Here is a 17,807-nt window from a genome sequence, read left to right as displayed (position 1 = left end):
AACTGGTCCTGGCCCGCGGGCGTCTGATGCAGTCCCTGCCGGCTGGGGGGGGGCTGGCCGTCGCTCCCGAATTCGCTCTCGAAAGATTCGAGCAGGTCGCTGCAGGAGTCGCATACCACCCCTCGCGGATCACTCTTGTCAGCAGCCTGAGTGCTGAGCCGTTCGTGCCATGTGCGCGCTACTGGCGTGAGCATGCCCACCAAGCCATGGAATTTGCATGTAGTCCTGATGCGCTGGTATCGCTCAACTGCACTGTTTGTCTGGAAGTGGGTCCATCTCCGGTGCTCATGGACCAGGTTGCGGCACAACTGCCGAGCGGCCTGAACGTGATGGCCATGCTGAGTCGGCATTGCGATGATTGGACGCAGACGCTGGACACCCTTGGCGCTCTCTACAGCCGGGGCTACCAGCCCGACTGGAAAGCATTTCATGCCAGCAGCGGTGCGCAGCGGGTCAAGCTGCCGATCTATGCCTGGGACCATCCTGTTGCGCTTTCGACGGGCCCGGTATCGACCAACCCATACCTCTCGAACAGTGCAAATGTCGCTGCCCAATGCTTCGTGAGAGAGGATACCGGGGATGTCGGCCAGATCCGCTATCTGAAAAGGCTAGTGGCCAGTCATGATGTTTATCTGGAGCACCATCGTCTGTTCGGTCACATTGTCGCCCCAGGGGCGATGCATGTGGCAATGCTGATTGCTGTCTTCAAGGATTTCCATAACGACCGGCTGTTTTCACTCAAGGACGTTATTTTCCTTCAACCCTTGCGTTTTGAGGATGATGAGGAACGTGAGATCAAGGTGGAGATTCACCCAAGCACTGAGGCGACGGTGCGTTACACCCTGTCCAGTCGCAGAGTGCTCCAGCAGGATGCAGCGGCCGACTCCTGCCAGGGCTGGATGACCCACCTGGAAGGGTATGCCGTGTCCGATGATGCGGCTGGGCTGGAGGCAGAGTGGGTCGAACCACTCACTGCAGCGTTGTTCCAGCAGTCGCGTCAGTTCGATCCGCGGGCTTTCTATCAGGACTTCAAGAACCGGGGGTATGACCTTGGCAAGGAGTATCGTTGGCTGCAGCAGGGCACATTCAATCGCCACTTATGCATCTGTTCGCTGGCCAATCCCCTGGCTACGAATACCTCTGGCGAGTATCCGCTGTCGCCAGGCCTGATCGACTCATGTTTCCAGATGATAGGTGTCAGCCTGACGGCCGATACCGCGATCATGGAAACCGGTGATATCTACATCCCCTTTCATATTGAAAACATCACGGTTCACCCTGTTGAACTCTCTCCCGGTAGCCTGATCAGCCAGGCTCGCGTGACCCAGGGTAATGAGCGCAGCAACGAGGTGTGTGGCACGATCAGACTGCAAAGCAGCCACGACGAGCCGATTTTCGATATCCAAGGTTTTTCTGCGAAGAAGGTCGAGGGTTTCGTACCTGAATCGCCTCGCTCCGAAGCCACCAAGCTGCTCTATCACACAGTCTGGAAACGCATCGAGCGGGCCACCCAGGACAAACTCCAGGAGCAGCCGAACTACTGGCTGATCTTTGGTGACGACAATGGTGTCGCCTCTCAGCTGGTTTCATTGCTGCGCAAGGGTGGGGCTGAATGTCTGCTCATTCGCCGGGAGGAAGCGGCCGAATATGCGCTTGCTGCGGACTCGGTTCGCCCATCGCTCATTGCCTCACTGCTAGCCCGTGTGCCTGCCACTGGCAAGCGCGTTGGCGTGGCCTACCTTTGGGGCGTGGATGCACCTGACGCCGTGAGCTCAATGGAACAGGCAGCACAGCACCTGCTGGAGCCACTACTGAGGATCGTGCGCGAGTGTGCCGAGTACGAGCAAGCTGAGGCGATCAGGAAAGTCGTCATAGTGACGCGTGCCTCGCAGACCCTGGATGGGTCTCGGCTTGTCGACTCGCTGCTACCGGCCTCGCTCTGGTGTGCGGCACGCGTTGCGGCTAACGAACAGACTTCCTTGTCGACACTTTCCATCGATCTCGGCATCTCGGCAACCGAGGCGGATATCGCGCTTCTGGCGCATTGCATGAGTACTTCGACCGGCAAGGAGGAGTACGCGATCAGGGAAGAAACGTTGTATGTGCCCGGTCTGGTCGCCAGGAGTGCCAACGCCTCGATGGAAGACAGTGTGCTGAAACCGGACGCTACCTACTTGGTTACGGGTGGTTTCGGTGACCTCGGCATGTTCACTGCACAGGCTCTGATTGAGCAGGGGGCCGAGCATATTCTTTTGATAGGCCGCAAGGCGCCAACTACCGAGCAACTGGCGCGTCTGGATTCGATGGTCAGGCCGGGTACAAACATTGTTACCTACTGCTGTGATATCGGTGACAGTCAGGGTCTGGAGCTGGGATTGGTACCGACATTGGCAGCGCTTCCTCCGCTCAAGGGGATCGTGCACGCGGCGGGTATCAACGACGATGCCTTGGTACTCAATGAGACCTGGGAGCACTTCTGGCAGGTCGCTCAGTCAAAGGTGGCCGGCGCCTGGAATCTGCATGAGCTGAGCCATTCCCATGAACTTGACTTTTTCATTCTCTATTCGTCGATCGCGTCGATTCTCGGCCCGGCAGGGCAGGCAGCCTATGCCAGCGCGAACGGCTACATGGACGCTCTGGCTCAATACCGGCATACGCTGGGTGCCCCTGCGCTGAGCATCAACTGGGGCGGTTGGTCGGCTACCGGCATGATGGCAAGGGTCAGCCAGCGCAATATCGATCGCATGCAGAAAGTCGGTATCGAACTGCTGCAGCCAGAGTCCGGATTTGCCCTGATGAAGAAGATGCTTGGCACTGTCGACGAGCAATGGATCGTTGCCTCGCTGAACGAGAAGAAGATCAAGGCCAATGTGCAGCGGGCTGATTTCCCACTCGTGCTCAAACGTATGAACTTCCTGGCCAGCTCGCTCATGGCTTCTGGTGAAACACGTGACGTACAACGTGCCGGCGACATGGCCGTTGAGCTCGATGAGGCAGGAATCAGGCGCTATTTGACGAGTCTGATGGCGTCTACGTTGCTGGAGGCGATCGACGTATCCCAGCATCAGAAATCGCTGGTGTCTCTGGGGCTTGACTCGATGATGGCTTTGGAAATCAAGACCTGCATAAAAAACGATACAGGCGTGGATATCCCGATTTTGAAGTTGCTGGAGGGCGCTTCCATCGACTTTCTCTGCACGCTCATCTCGTCTCAGGTTGCCCCGATTGAACAGGCGGGCGATGCCCACCAACCCCAGAACGCGACTCGTCGCGTGAGAATTGAACTATGAATGCTAATGAACTTCTGCAGGGCCTGTCAGACGCGAACGCAGAACTTGAAGTGAGTGGCGACAAGTTGTTCGTGGACAGTGGTGAGCATGCATTGACCGATGCCTACATTGAGGCCTTGAGGGTCCACAAGGCTGCGATCAGGGCCATCATCTACAGCGAGATAGGAGAGGGTACGGTTCTGCCTCTGTCGCATCGGCAGCGTGACATGTGGACTGTCTGGAAACTCAACCCCGTCAGTGCGGCCTACAATATCGCATTTTCGGCAAGGCTGCAGCCGGGTGTCGACCTGGTCAGGTTGTGCAGGGCGTTTTCCATGTTGCTGGCACGCCATCGAATCCTGTTGTCGCGCTTTGTCGAACTGGCAGGGGTACCTTTCCAGGCATTCGATGAAAGACTGGCTCCCCAGGTTGCCAGGCATTCGGCCAGCGGCCTGGACGCCGGCCAGGTCAATGAGTTGTTGGAGAGCGAGTCCGATCGGGCGTTTGATCTCAAGCACTGCTCTCCGATCCGTGCCTCGATCCTGGAGCATGCCTTGCCTGTGACTGGTGAGCGGGACGTTTTCCTGACCCTGACGGTGCACCACATTGCTGCCGACTTTGTTTCATTGGGAATACTGACCCGGGACCTCTCACGGATCTATTTCGAGCTGGGGCAGGGCGTACAGCAGACGCCTGAAGGCAGGCATGCCCAGTACGTGGATTTTGTCCGTTGGGAAGCTGAGCAGTTGCACATCAGGGGCGAGGCGCTCGCCGAGTACTGGACACAGCGAATTCCCGAATCCCTGCCGACACTCGAGATGCCGAGTGACCGTCCACGTCCGGCTGTCTCATCGGGGGCTGGTGAGTGCCATTCCATTCCGATCGATCCGGCGATCTGGCAGCGTTTTTCGGCATTATCAAAGAAGTGCGGTGTAACACCCTATATTGCGACCCTGGCATTGATCGAAATTCTGCTCTATCGCTACACAGGGCAGAAGGACCTGCTGATTGGCTCACCGGTTTCCAACAGGGACATGATGGCTGCGCAGGATGCCATCGGTGATTTCGTCAATCCGGTGATATTCACGTCCGATCTCCAGCCCAACGAGCACTTTGAAGTGTTGCTGAGCAAAGTCAGGGATACAGTGCTGGGGGCCCTGGAAAATCGTATTTACCCATTCTCTTCTCTGGTCCAGGCTGTGAACCCGCCACGTTTGGCAGGGGCCTCGCCTTTGTTCCAGGTGTCATATATCTGGCACCAGGGTGACTTCGAGGGGCTGGCAGAGGGTGGCGTGCCGACTGACAACGCACTGTACAGCCAGGTCCTGGATGTCTCTCGGGTCAGGGGGGCGGCGAATGACATCAGCTTTATCATCGTGCAGATGAATGAAGAGACTCAACTGAGGCTGACATACAGCACCGACCTCTTCGACAGGCCAACCATATCCTTGCTGTCGCAGCATTTCATGCGGTTGATGGAGAGTGTCATCGAGCGGCCACGCCAACCGATCGGACTCCTGCCCATGCTGGCCGATGAGGAGCAGGCGGTACAGCTGGAGCAGTATAACCAGACGCAGGTGACCTACCCGGGGCAGCACCTTATTCATCACTGCTTCGAGCAACAGGCTGAAAGGCACCCGCAGGCACCGGCTGTCATTTCAGGGGGGGACCAGCTGACTTACCAACAGCTGAACGAACAGGCCAATCGCCTGGCGCACCAACTCATCAAGCTCGGTGCCAGCGCGGACCAGCCGGTTGCGATCTGCATCGAGCGCTCGACACACATGATGGTAGGGCTGCTCGCAATTCTCAAGGCAGGTGCTCCTTATCTGCCACTGGAGACCTCATATCCCCAGCAACGGCTCGACTACATGCTTGGTCACGCAGCCCCCGGATTGCTGGTTTGCGACAGTAGGCAGGCAGCTCGATTCGGCGGCTACGAGGGCATCGTGGTACTGCTCGATCATCCGGGTGACTGGGCCGCTCAACCTGGCTCGAATCCTGATCGGGCAATAGGCCGCGAGCAGTTGGCCTACTGCATATACACCTCGGGCTCCACGGGAGAGCCTAAGGGGGTCATGAATACCCATGGCGCGATTCTAAACCGCCTGCAGTGGATGCAGGCAGCCTACCCGATAGGAGGCGACGATCGTGTCCTGCAGAAGACCTCATTCTGCTTCGACGTTTCAGTGTGGGAGCTTTTCTGGCCGTTGATGACGGGCGCGGCCGTGGTGATGACCGACCCGGTCGCCTATCGTGACCCGGTCTATCTGCGCGACCTTGTCAGAAAAGCCGGCATTACCGTGCTCCATTTTGTGCCCGCCATGCTGCAAGGGATACTGGATAGTGGCCTGGACTGGACGGGAGAGAAGCTGCGCTACGTTTTCTGCAGCGGCGAGGCGCTGAAGCCTGCAACCATGTGCAGGGCCCTGAAGCTCTGGCCGCACTGCACCCTGCATAACCTCTATGGCCCGACGGAAGCTGCCGTCGATGTGACCTACTGGCAGTGCATGCCTACCGAGGGCCACTTCGGTGTCCCCATTGGCAGGCCGATCGCCAATACCAGAATCTATATTCTCGACAGCGAGATGAATCTCCTGCCGATGGGGGCCAAAGGAGAGATTCATATCGCCGGCAGCGGTCTGGCCAGAGGCTATCTGAAGCGCCCCGACCTCACTGCGGAGCGTTTCGTGCCCGATCCTTTCGACTTGGAGGAAGGAGGACGGCTCTATCGCACCGGGGATCTGGGACACTACCTGCCTGACGGTAACATTCAATATGTCGGTCGAGTCGACCACCAAGTGAAGATTCGTGGTTTTCGTATCGAGCTGGGTGAGATCGAAGCGGTGCTCGGCGGCCTGGAGGATGTCAGCGACGCAGCGGTCCTTCTGCATGAAGACGCCGATGGCGATAAGAAACTGCTGGCATTTGCTGTCCCTGTAGTTGGACGCGAGCTGAATGCGGATCGCTTGCGCGAAGCGGCTTCGAGAAAACTGCCGGAGTACATGGTGCCGGGCGTTTTCGTGTTCCTCGAGGCGATGCCTATTACCGCCAACGGCAAGACAGATCGCAAGCAGTTACCCATTCCCCTGGATATACGGGTCAACCGACGCGACAGTTATGTCGAACCTCATGGAGACGTCGAAGTCGAGTTGGCCGCGTTTCTGGGCGGGTTGCTCAAGCTTGACCGGATAGGCTCACGAGACAATTTCTTCGACCTGGGTGGTCATTCCCTTCTGGCCATTCAGCTTCTGTCTAAGATCCGCGAAACCATGGGGCTAGAAATCTCGCTGCTCGACTTCTTCAATGCGCCAACGGTTGCCGGGTTGGCCGACACGATAGCCAGGGTAGAGTCGCCGGCCCGGCAACTGCCGCCCATGAAAGGCGTGTCTCGTGGTGCGTTGTTGCCACTGTCGTTTGCGCAGGAAAGACTTTGGTTCCTGAGCCAACTTGAACCCGAGAGTGGGGCCTACAACGTCCCAGTGACGCTAAGAATCATCGGTCCCCTGGATACGCTAGTCATGGAGCGGGCGCTGAATGCACTGGTAGCACGTCATGAAATCCTGCACACGCGTTTTGTCGAGCAGGCAGGCAAGCCGCTGCAGGAGATCATTGCGCCAACACTGATGCGTCTGTCGGTCACCCGGCTCGAGCATCTGCCCGAGCCGGAGAGAGAGCGTTCAGCCTTGGCATTGTGTCGCGAGCAGGCCGCAGTGCCTTTTACACTGGCCGATGAACGCCTGATCAGGGCGCATCTGTATCAGTTGTCGGAGCAGACGTTCATTTTCAACGTCACCCTCCATCACATCATTACCGATGGTTGGTCGCTGGGGGTCATGGTCCAGGAACTGGGTGTGCTCTATCGGGCGCATTGCAACGATACGCCGGTAGGGCTTGCCGAGATCACGCTGCAGTATGCCGATTACGCAGCGTGGCAGCGCGACTGGTTGCAGGGTAGTGAGCTGGATCATCAGTTGCAGTACTGGCGTGAGTCTCTGGCCCATGCACCTACAGCTCTTAATCTACCGACTTCCTTTGCGCGTCCGGCGAAACAGAGCTATCGCGGCGCCGTGCATGCCCATGAGCTGGACACGCAGTTGGTTGATGCCCTCAATCGTCTAAGCCAGGAGCAGGGTGCAACGCTGTTCATGACCCTGGTGAGTGCTTTCGGCGTGCTGCTGGCTCGCTACAGCGGACAGGATGACCTGTGCATCGGTTACCCGATCGCCAACCGTGGCGGCGATGATCTTTCGAGCATGCTGGGCCTGTTCGTCAACAGCCTGGTTCTGAGGACCCAGCCAGATCCACGACAGTGCTTTACCGAACTGCTGTCTGCGACCCGGCAAAAGACCCTGGAAGGGTACATGCATCAGGATGTGCCTTTTGAAAAACTGGTCGATGCCTTACAGCCTTCACGGGCGCAAGCGCGTTCACCGCTGTTTCAGGTCATGTTCGCGCTGCAAAATGTCTCGCAACAGATGCCCGATATCGCCGGATTGTCCTTTGCCAGGATCGATCTGGATATCGGTATCGCCAAGCTGGATCTCAATGTGACAGCGTATGAGTCGCCACTCGGCCTGGAGATGGGCTTCGAGTACAACACCGATTTGTTCGATGCCACTCATGTCGCCCGGATGGCGGCACACTTCGAGCAGATCCTGAGAATCGTCGTGGCGGCTCCGGAAATCCGCATCGGCAATATTCAGTTTCTGGATCGACAAGAGCAGGACCGACAACTTGAGTGCCGCCAGACTACCGCAGTTGCCTATCCTGAGCGGGCAATGAGCGCCGTGGCACTGTTCGAGCAGCATGTCATGCGAACGCCGGGGGCGGTTGCCCTCGAACTGGATGATGGCCAGCAGATCTCCTATGAGATCCTGAATGCCAAGGCAGAGGAAATCGCCGATTTTCTTCTCGGGGAAGGCGTCCAGAAGGGGGCTATCGTAGGACTCAGTGTCGAGCGATCGTTCCTGCTCATTGCCGGCATACTGGGGATCATGAAGGCCGGGGCAGTGCTGCTCCCGCTTGATCCCGGCTATCCCGCCGCCCGCACCCGCTACGCGCTGACCCATGCCGGTGCGCAGATGGTCCTGACCCAGAAGCACCTGCTGGCCGAGCTGCCGCAAACCCCGGCGCGTCAGGTCTGCCTGGATGAACCATGGCCCGATACCCTACAACAGCGCTCGGTAACGGTGACGCAACCGGTTGACCTGGCCTACGTGATATACACCTCCGGGTCTACGGGCAACCCCAAGGGCGTGATGGTGACGCAGGAGGGACTGACCAACCTGCTGCTTTCCATGCAGGAGAAAACCGCTCTTGATCATCAGGGCGTGGTACTGGGGCTGACTTCGTTCTCTTTCGATATCGCGTACCTGGAGATGCTGCTGCCGCTGGTGTGCGGTGCCCGGCTGGTCCAGCCGTCCTCAACGACGGTGGCTGACTTCCAGGCGTTGGCCAAGCTGTTAAACCGTGGCGATCTGACCTTGGTGCAAGGGACACCTGCCACCTGGCGAATGTTGCTGGAGCAGAAGGCTTGGCAACGTCAGACCTCGTCGTTCTCTATCCTGTGTGGTGGCGAGGCGCTGCACGCTACCCTGGCGCAGGAGCTGGCTCGTTCCTGTGTCCGTGTCTACAACGTGTATGGCCCGACCGAAACGACCATCTGGTCCTCGATGTATCCACTCGTGTCTGGCGACGAACCCCAGACGGTACCCATCGGCTACCCGCTGGCCAACACGGTCATTTACGTCACCGATGCCCAGATGAATCTTGTGCCCACAGGGACAATAGGTGAAATCTACATTGGTGGTGCAGGGTTGGCGCGGGGTTATCTGCACCGGCCGGATCTCACGGCTGAACGCTTCGTTCCCGATCCATTCAGTACCTGCGCAGGGCAGCGGTTGTATAAGACCGGTGATCTGGGTTTCCTCTCGGAGGAGGGGTGTCTCAACTTCGTCGGGCGTTCCGATCATCAGGTGAAGGTGCGGGGTTTCCGTATCGAGCTGGGCGAGATCGAGTCGGTGCTCAACGGCGCTCCAGGTGTCAGCGAAGCGGTGGTGCAGGTGCACACCGAGGAGGAGGGTGACGCACGGCTGGTGGCTTACGTGGTCGTTGAAGAACAGGCTCAGGTGAAAACCGCCTTCCTGCGTCAGTACCTGGGACAGCGGCTGCCTGCCTATATGCTACCGGGGCTGTATGTATTCCTCGATAGCTTGCCTCTTACGCCCAACGGGAAGGTCAACCGCCTGGCGTTGGTCGCTGTGGAGCCGCAACCTGAACTGGCCGAACAGGTATGTTCCGTACCCGGTACCGATACCGAAAAGCGCCTGACCACGATCTGGACCGAAGTGCTCAAGCGCGATGTGGGCAAGCTCGAGGACAACTTCTTCGAGTCGGGTGGCCACTCGCTTCTGGCTGCACAGATGATCTCGAGGATACGGGAGGCGTTCGAGATCGAGCTGCCACTGCTGGCGTTGTTCGATAATCCGACACTGGGGACACTGGCTCACGCAATTGACACTCAGGGACAGGTGATCAGCGACGACGTTCCGCAACTGATCAGCGAGCCTGACCTGCTTGAGCAGCCATTCAGCCTGACGCCTGTGCAGCAGGCCTATTGGGTCGGGCGTCGGGCGTCGATGGTGATGGGCAACATCGCCACCCATGTGTACTCCGAAATCACCTTTGCCGAACTGGATGTGGCCAGGCTGGCCATTGCCTGGAACCGGGCGATTCAACGTCATCCGGCACTGCGCAGTGTCTTCCTGGCAGACGGCACTCAGCAGATCCTTCGGGACCCTGGCACCTACCAGATTATCTACCAGGACCTGAGTGACGTACCTCTCCAGGACTCGGCAGGCGAGTGCGAGGCACTACGTGCCAGCATGTCGCACCAGGTGTTCGAACCACACGTGTGGCCCTTGTTCGAACTCAAGGTGTTGCGAAATGCCCAGGAGTTCAGGCTGTTCGCCAGTATCGACGCGCTGATCATGGATGCCTGGAGTTACCAGATCCTTCTTGCCGATGTTGTGGCCAGCTACGAAGACTTGCAGTTCGAGCCCGAGCCGTTGTCGTTGTCTTTCAGGGACTATGTTTCATGGACGGAGAAAGCCAGGGAAACCTCCGGTTTCAGCAGAGCCAGGCGTTACTGGCTGGACAGGCTCGGCACGTTGCCGGCGGCCCCCAACCTGCCGCTGGTGAAACGGCCTGAAGAAATCAGCAAGCCGCGTTTCGAGCGCCGTGACTGTTACCTCAGTGCCGCCCAATGGCAAGCTTTGCAGGCGCGTGGGCAACAGCTCAATGTCACCCCGACAGTGGTATTGCTCACCGCGTTTACCCAAGTGTTGTCGCGCTGGAGCGACGATGAGGCCTTCGTCCTCAATCTGACGTTGTTTAATCGTCCCCCCCTGCACCCCCAGATCAATCAACTGGTTGGTGACTTCACATCGACGACCCTGCTTGAAGTGGGGGGCTTGGCTGATGCCCTTGATGCCCGGGCGATGGCCATGCAGAGGCAACTCTGGGCGGACCTGGAGCATGTCGCCTTCAGTGGCCTGGATGTTATCCGGGCGTTGGCCCAGCGCAGTTCCGACGGTAATCCGGGCTTGATGCCGGTGGTCTTTACCAGTGCCATTGGCTTTGGCTCGGCTCAGGTCGACGATCTGGATGCCGAAGGGCTGCTGCACCGGATTGGTGCCGATATCGACTACCAGATCAGCCAGACCCCTCAGGTATGGCTCGACCATACGGTACGTGAGGCGCAGGGGCGCCTGTACCTGTGCTGGGATGCTGTCGAGGAGCTTTTCCCCGAAGGCATGCTCGATGCGATGTTCGAGATGTACCGGCAGTTGCTGGAAAACTTGGCAAGTGATGATTCGGTCTGGAAAGCGCCTTTTGGCAATGTCTTGCCTGCCAGCCAACGGGCGGTACGTGAGCAGTTCAATACGACGGGCGTCCCCCGCCAGGAAACTACGCTTTCAGGGCTGTTCCTCGACTCGGTGCTTCGGCAGCCGCAGGCCGTGGCGCTCCTTGCGCCTGACCGGACGTTCACCTATGAGGAACTTTATCAGGCTGCCATAAAGGTCGCGCAGCAAATACGTGGCATGACCGATGGGCGAAATGAGCTGGTTGCCGTGGGCCTGGAAAAGGGCTGGGAGCAATCGGTGGCCTGCCTCGGCATCCTGCTGGCTGGGGCCGCCTACGTACCTGTCGACCCGGACCTGCCGCCACAGCGTCAATCTGCTCTGGTCGTGCAGTCAGGTGTACGTCTGGCGATTGTCGCGGCACCGCCGGTGGAGCGGATGGAAGTGGATGTGCAGTTCCTGTCGCTCCATACACTGCTTGAAGCATCGGTGGTGGCGGTTCCCTTGCCGGAGCCCAGACAGGATGACCTGGCTTATGTCATCTTCACGTCCGGTTCCACTGGTACACCCAAAGGGGTGGCAATCGATCACCAGGGGGCCTGCAATACGCTGCTCGATCTGAACAATCGCTTTGCCGTGAACGCACAGGACCGTGTCTTTGGTCTCTCGTCGTTGAGCTTTGACCTCTCCGTTTTTGATATCTTCGGTACGCTGGCAGCCGGTGCAGCGTTGGTTATTCCCGGGAAAAAGGCCACGCACAATCCAAGCGAGTGGTGCAGGCTCATTGTCGAGCACGGTGTCACCATCTGGAACTCGGTACCAGCGTTGATGGGGCTACTGGTCGACTACGCCCATGACCGCAAGCTTGATGTGTCCGCGACGATGCGCCTTGTCATGCTCAGTGGCGACTGGATTCCTTTGCCGCTCGTCACGCGGGTACGCAATGCATTGCCGCGCGCCGAACTGATCAGTCTGGGAGGGGCCACGGAAGTGTCCATCTGGTCGGTTTTCTACCCGGTGGAAACCGTACCGCAGGGCTGGCTGAGCGTTCCGTATGGTGGCCCGCTGGAAAACCAAAGTTGCTACATCCTTGATGACAAGGGCAATGACTGCCCCGACTGGGTAACGGGTGAGCTCTACATCGGTGGGCGTGGCTTGGCCAAGGCATACTGGGGAGATGCGGAAAAAACAGCGAAGAGCTTCATCCAGCATCCTCATACTGCAGAGCGGATCTACAAGACCGGTGACTTGGCACGTTTCCGTCCCGAAGGACTGATTGAGTTCATCGGGAGGAAAGATACCCAGGTCAAGCTGCACGGTAATCGAATCGAACTGGGGGAAATCGACTCGGCCGTCGCTCCGTTGCTAGCAAGCCAGTGCATCACATGCCTGGAGAAGAGAGCTGGCAAAGTGGATGCACTGGTCTCGTACGTGGTTGCCTCGACAGAAGCGGGTGGCCTGGACGAAGCTGGCGCTAGTGAACTCAAGGCACGGATACGCAAGCATCTGTTGGCCAGCCTGCCCAGCTACATGGTGCCCAAGGAGATCATCCTTATCGACCGTGTCCCGCTGACAGGTAACGGCAAGGTCGATCGACAGATGCTGGCCCGCCGGTATGACAGCGTGCTGACCAGTACCTCCCAGGTGTCAGATGACCACTTCACTGCCCGTGAGAATTCGACGGCCAGAGATATTGCCCGGATGGTGGCGGGTGTTCTCGCCCTCGACAGCGTCGAACCTGATGAGAACCTGTTAGAGAAGGGCATGACCTCCCTTGAGTTCATTCGGGTCTTCAACCTGATCGAGGAACGCTACAAAATTCGTCCGGATATTGCCGAACTCTATCGTGACCCTCGGATCATGACGCTGGTTTCGAGCATCGAGAAGCACCAGGGGGACGTCGATCAGACGGTGGCGGTGGAAAGCGGTGACGAGTTGCTGGTGCTTCCCGAGCAGCGCGATGCGTTTAAGCGTTCATGCAAATACTTGCGGGAAGTGGGAATCGCCGGTGAAAGAACCTCGTTTCAATACGGCAGCGGTTTTTCCGAGTCTGCGCATATCCAGCGTTTGATGCAGAGAAAGACAGCCAATGAATTTGGCGAACGGCCAGTGGGCTTCGATGCGTTCACCTCATTGCTCAACATGCTTTCTTTCGTCGAGCAGGGTGGGACCTTACGTGCGCTTTACCCCTCCGCCGGAGGACTCTACCCCGTGCAGGTCTATGTGCAGATAGAGCGCGGTCGGGTCGCAGGTTTTGAAGAGGGGGCCTATTACTTTCATCCGGTCAACAAGCAACTGGTCCGGCTGAGCCAGGACACGCCTATCTCTGCGCAAAATCATTATCCTGCGAACCAGCCGATGGCAGCCGCTGCGTCGTTCACCGTGTTCCTGGTGGCCGACCTGTCGGCGATCAGCCCCCTGTATGGCGACGCCAGCAGGGACATGAGCCTGATCGAGGCGGGAGCCATGCTGCAGCTGTTGATGATGGATTGCGAGAGCCACGGAGTCAGTTTGAGGCCCATTGGCGGGTGTGTCTTTGACGATGCCCGGGAGGCACTGCAGTTGTCCTCTCGACATCTATTGCTGCACACCATTCTGGCGGGCGCCACGCCGCAGGTTGATCACCTGGTTTCCAGTTCTGACACCAGCGGGTACATACACCTGAGCATCTAGGACAGTACGACAGCGCATGCCACGTACCCGCCCAGCGCGGTGCGTGGTCATGCCCTCATCATCTAATGGCTGGTATATCCGTGGGCGCCTGCTGCCTGGATATTTCCACAATTATCTCGTGCCTATCGGGCTGATCAGGAAGGATCGACGAATGGAAAACTTGCTTGAAAGCCTCTTTCACCTCGGTGTTGAGCTTCGCTCGCAATCGGAACAGCTCAATATTCGTTGTGGACAAGAAGATGTTCTCAATCAATGGCTTCCTAAAATACGACAGCACAAGAAGAGCATTATCAACTTCATCCCGGCCGGGCGTTGGGTCGGCCTGGAGTTTTGGGAGGAAAGAGGTCGGAGCGGGATTTCAACGATCTCTCCTGTGACGTTTGCCCAGCGGCGTCTGTGGCTGATGCATGAAATGATGGGCAGCGACAGTACGCCCTATAACGAAACGTCGTTATTCCTGTGCCGAGAACCACTGGATATTCCGCAATTCGAGCAGGCACTCGATGATGTGGTCACCCGACACGCGGCCTTGCGTACCCGATTCGAGCAGGATGCCACTGAGGTCAACGCTGTAGTTGAAGCGGCCGGGCAACAGGTGGTTGAGGTGATCGATCTGCGTTTTGCCGTGGGGCGCAAACGCCCATCCCTCAAGGGGCTGGTGCGAGATCTGGCTGCACGGCCATTCGAGTTGAGTGCTGCACCGTTGTTTCGAGTGAAGTTATTTCGACTCAAAGACAGCACTTATCTGCTGTGTTTCGTGTTCCACCACATCATCACAGATCGATGGTCGGGCAGCATCATCGCCAGTGACCTGGTGGAGGCTTACCGGCGTCGCTGTTGTGGTGGCAAAGGTTCTCCCTTGCCTTCACTTCCCTTCAGCTTCATCGACTATGCGCATGAAGATGCGAAGGGAGGGGATCAGGAGCATCTGCAGGCCTGCCGGGATTACTGGACTGCAACTCTCGCGAACTCTCCGGCCACCCTGGACCTTCCCTGGGATCGCGCACGACCGCCAGTGCAGACCTATCGGGGGGCACGTCATCGATTTGTCCTGGAACCCGAAAGTGTCGATCGTCTGGCTACCCTGGGGGCACAGCAGGGGTGCTCGAGATACATGTCGCTGCTGGCCCTGTTCGCGTTGTTTCTATCCAAGTACGCTGCGCAGAATGACGTGGTCATTGGTACCCCGGTATCAGGTCGGTCACGAAAGGAATATGAGTTGCTGGTGGGGCTGATGGTCAATACCGTCGCCCTACGCATCGAACAGCATGCCGACACCAGCTTCAATGAATACCTGAAAAGCGTGCGTGAGGTCTGCCTGGGAGCATTCGCACATCAGGACCTACCATTTGATGCTGTGGTCGATGCGGTGCAACCGGTGCGCTCCAAGAGTTACTCTCCGCTGTATCAAGTGATGTTTACCCACCAGGTGAGCAGCCGTCCTGCCACTGCGCAGTCCGGGCTTTTCGAGGCGCTGAATTTTGACGCGCAATTGGCAAAATTCGATCTGACACTGTCTGTTGACGAAGCGCCGGGCTCGGTGGTCTGCCACTTCGAGTACAACACGGACCTGTTTGATTCGAGCACCATTGCGCGTTTTGCAGAGCACTTCAACAACCTGTTGCTGGACGCGAGCCTGCGCCCGCAAAGTCATTGTTCGTCGTTGCGCCTGCAGGATCACGATGCATCGCTTGGCCAGTTGGCCCTCTGGAACAAGACCGAACGTGGTTATCCGGATGACCAGTTGGTTCACCAGCTGTTCGAGCGGCAGGTGGCGCGCACGCCTGATCAGGTCGCGGTGGTTTGCACAGGGCAGACGTGCACCTATGCCGAGCTGAATGCCCGTGCCAACCGCCTGGCTCGCTACCTGCGGGCCCAGGGGGTCGGCCCCGACAGCCTAGTGGCGGTTTTCGTGGACCGCAGCATCGAGATGATGGTTGCGATTCTTGGAACCTTGAAAGCGGGGGGCGCTTATTGTCCAGTGGATCCGAGCTATCCGCTCGAGCGCATCGCATACATGCTCGAAGACGCGGCTCCCAAGGTCATCCTGACCCAGGAGCGACATCGGGCTGCCTTGCCTGCCAACCTGCCTCCTATACTGGTCCTTGATACGCAATGGGCCAGCGTTGAGTCGTACGCCGCCGACGACCTGGCTGACCTGCCGTCGCTCACCATGCCAGATCACCTGGCTTATGTTATCTACACCTCTGGTTCAACCGGAAAGCCGAAAGGGGCCGGTGTTCACCATCAAGGCGTCGTGAACCTGCTGAGCTGGTACGCCCGCGACTTCGCCCTGGATCAGGACGATCGATTCCTGGTCGTGACTTCCTTCAGCTTCGACTTGACCCAGAAGAATCTATTCGCGAGCCTTCTCTGTGGTGGGCGGCTCTGTTTGAGTGAAGAGCCTTTCGACCCGGACGTAATCCTGGCTGAGGTCGAGTCCCTGCAGGTCACGACGTTGAACCTGACCCCCAGTGCGTTCTACGCCCTTGTGGAGGCCGATTCGGCAGTTGGCCGGTTGCCAAGTTTGCGCCGGGTGTTCCTGGGTGGTGAACCGATCAACATGTCGCGCCTGCTGTGCTTGCGCGAACGTTATCCCGAGCTGGAGCTGATCAATTCCTACGGGCCAACGGAGTGCTCCGATGTCGTCGCGTTCTATCGCCTGGATCCGGACTGGCGCCGTTACTGCAACGCATTGCTGCCCATTGGTCAGCCGATTGCGAATACCCAACTCTATATCTTCGACTCGCATGGGCAATCGCTGCCCATTGGCGTCAGCGGCGAGATCCTCGTGGGGGGGGACGGTGTTGGGCGTGGTTACCTGAACCGGCCGGTCCTCAATGAAGACCGTTTCATCGCCGATCCCTTTTCTGGACGGGTAGGTTCACGTTTATACAGAACGGGTGACCTAGGGTATCGACAAGCCGATGGTGCCATTGTCTACCAGGGCCGCGACGACCATCAGGTAAAAATCCGCGGGTTTCGCATCGAGTTGGGCGAAATCGAGGCGCAATTGAACCGTTTCCCCCATGTGAAAGCTTCGGTGGTGATTGCCCGTCAAGATCATCAGGGTGACAAGCGACTGGTCGCCTACATCACCGCCGATGATGGGCAGACCATTGAGATCGAGTCGCTGCGCACGGCAATCAAATCGATTCTACCGGACTACATGCGGCCCTCTGCCTACGTTCTGCTGGACAGGATGCCACTGACGCCCAGTGGAAAGCTCGATCGTCTGTCGCTTCCCGTTCCGGCATTTTCGGACCTGCAGGTCACTGCTTATGTCCCTCCGGAGGGCGGTCTGGAAATTGCCCTGGCTGAAGTTTGGCAAGACATTCTAGGGGTTGAGAAAGTCGGCCGTCACGATGATTTCTTCGAGTTGGGCGGTCATTCGTTGCTGGCCATGCAGATGAACGGCAGGATCCGCCAGAAACTCAATCATGAGGTCAGGCTCAAGGACGTATTCGAGTACGCGACGATCGAGCGTTTGGCCACTCGTCTTCATAAGACCACCCATCCTTGTGGGCTGTCGATAGCGGTCATCGAGCGGGAGCATCCACTACCGCTTTCTTTCAGCCAGCAAAGAATGTGGGTTCTGAATCAATTCGAGGGGCTGGGCAGCACCTATTCTATACCGGCGGCGGTATTGATGAAGGGCCCATTGCGTCTGGAGGTGTTTTCGGCAGTATTCGATACGCTTGTCGAGCGGCATGAAACCCTGCGCTGCGTGTTTCCATGCGTCGATGATAGTCCTGTCCAGGTGATCACGCCGGCGGCCAAGGGGTTGCTCAAGTATCTGGATCTCAGTGCCTTGCCCGCTAACGAGCGGGAGAGGGAGACGCAAGCGTTGCTGGCCGGTGAGGTGTTGGCATCCTTTGATCTTGAACAGGGGCCACTCATTCGTGCCCGCCTGGTACGGTTGGATGTGGACGAGCACTTGCTGCTGATTACGATGCACCATATCGTTTCCGACGGCTGGTCGATGGGCGTGCTGATCAAC

3 protein-coding genes are annotated in these 17,807 nt (G+C 58.2%); all 3 read left to right on the top strand.

The window, feature by feature from the left end; all coding sequences use genetic code 11:
• The first annotated feature begins 26 nt into the window (after positions 1-26).
• Positions 27-3,290 carry an SDR family NAD(P)-dependent oxidoreductase gene (locus IAE34_RS24005; RefSeq protein ID WP_200604823.1) on the top strand — a complete coding sequence of 1,088 codons (3,264 nt, stop codon included), beginning with the start codon at positions 27-29 and terminating at the stop codon, positions 3,288-3,290.
• Positions 3,287-13,807, top strand: coding sequence for a non-ribosomal peptide synthetase (locus tag IAE34_RS24000; protein WP_200141448.1), 10,521 nt, complete (start codon positions 3,287-3,289; stop codon positions 13,805-13,807). Before IAE34_RS24005 ends, IAE34_RS24000 begins: the two co-directional genes overlap by 4 nt.
• 151 nt (positions 13,808-13,958) lie before the next feature.
• Positions 13,959-17,807, top strand: a 3,849-nt coding sequence (locus tag IAE34_RS23995; protein ID WP_200141447.1) for a non-ribosomal peptide synthetase, incomplete at its 3' end; no start/stop codon positions are given.

This window comes from Pseudomonas sp. S30, from assembly GCF_016518545.1.
Taxonomy (GTDB): domain Bacteria; phylum Pseudomonadota; class Gammaproteobacteria; order Pseudomonadales; family Pseudomonadaceae; genus Aquipseudomonas.
The sequence above is the reverse complement of the archived record's forward strand: the minus strand, read 5'-3'. Positions and strand labels throughout refer to the sequence as shown.

Excerpts from the sequence above, each read along its gene's own strand:
- IAE34_RS24005 (WP_200604823.1), top strand. The coding sequence starts at position 27 with ATGCAGTCCCTGCCGGCTGGGGGGGGGCTGGCCGTCGCTCCCGAATTC.
- IAE34_RS24000 (WP_200141448.1), top strand. The coding sequence starts at position 3,287 with ATGAATGCTAATGAACTTCTGCAGGGCCTGTCAGACGCGAACGCAGAA.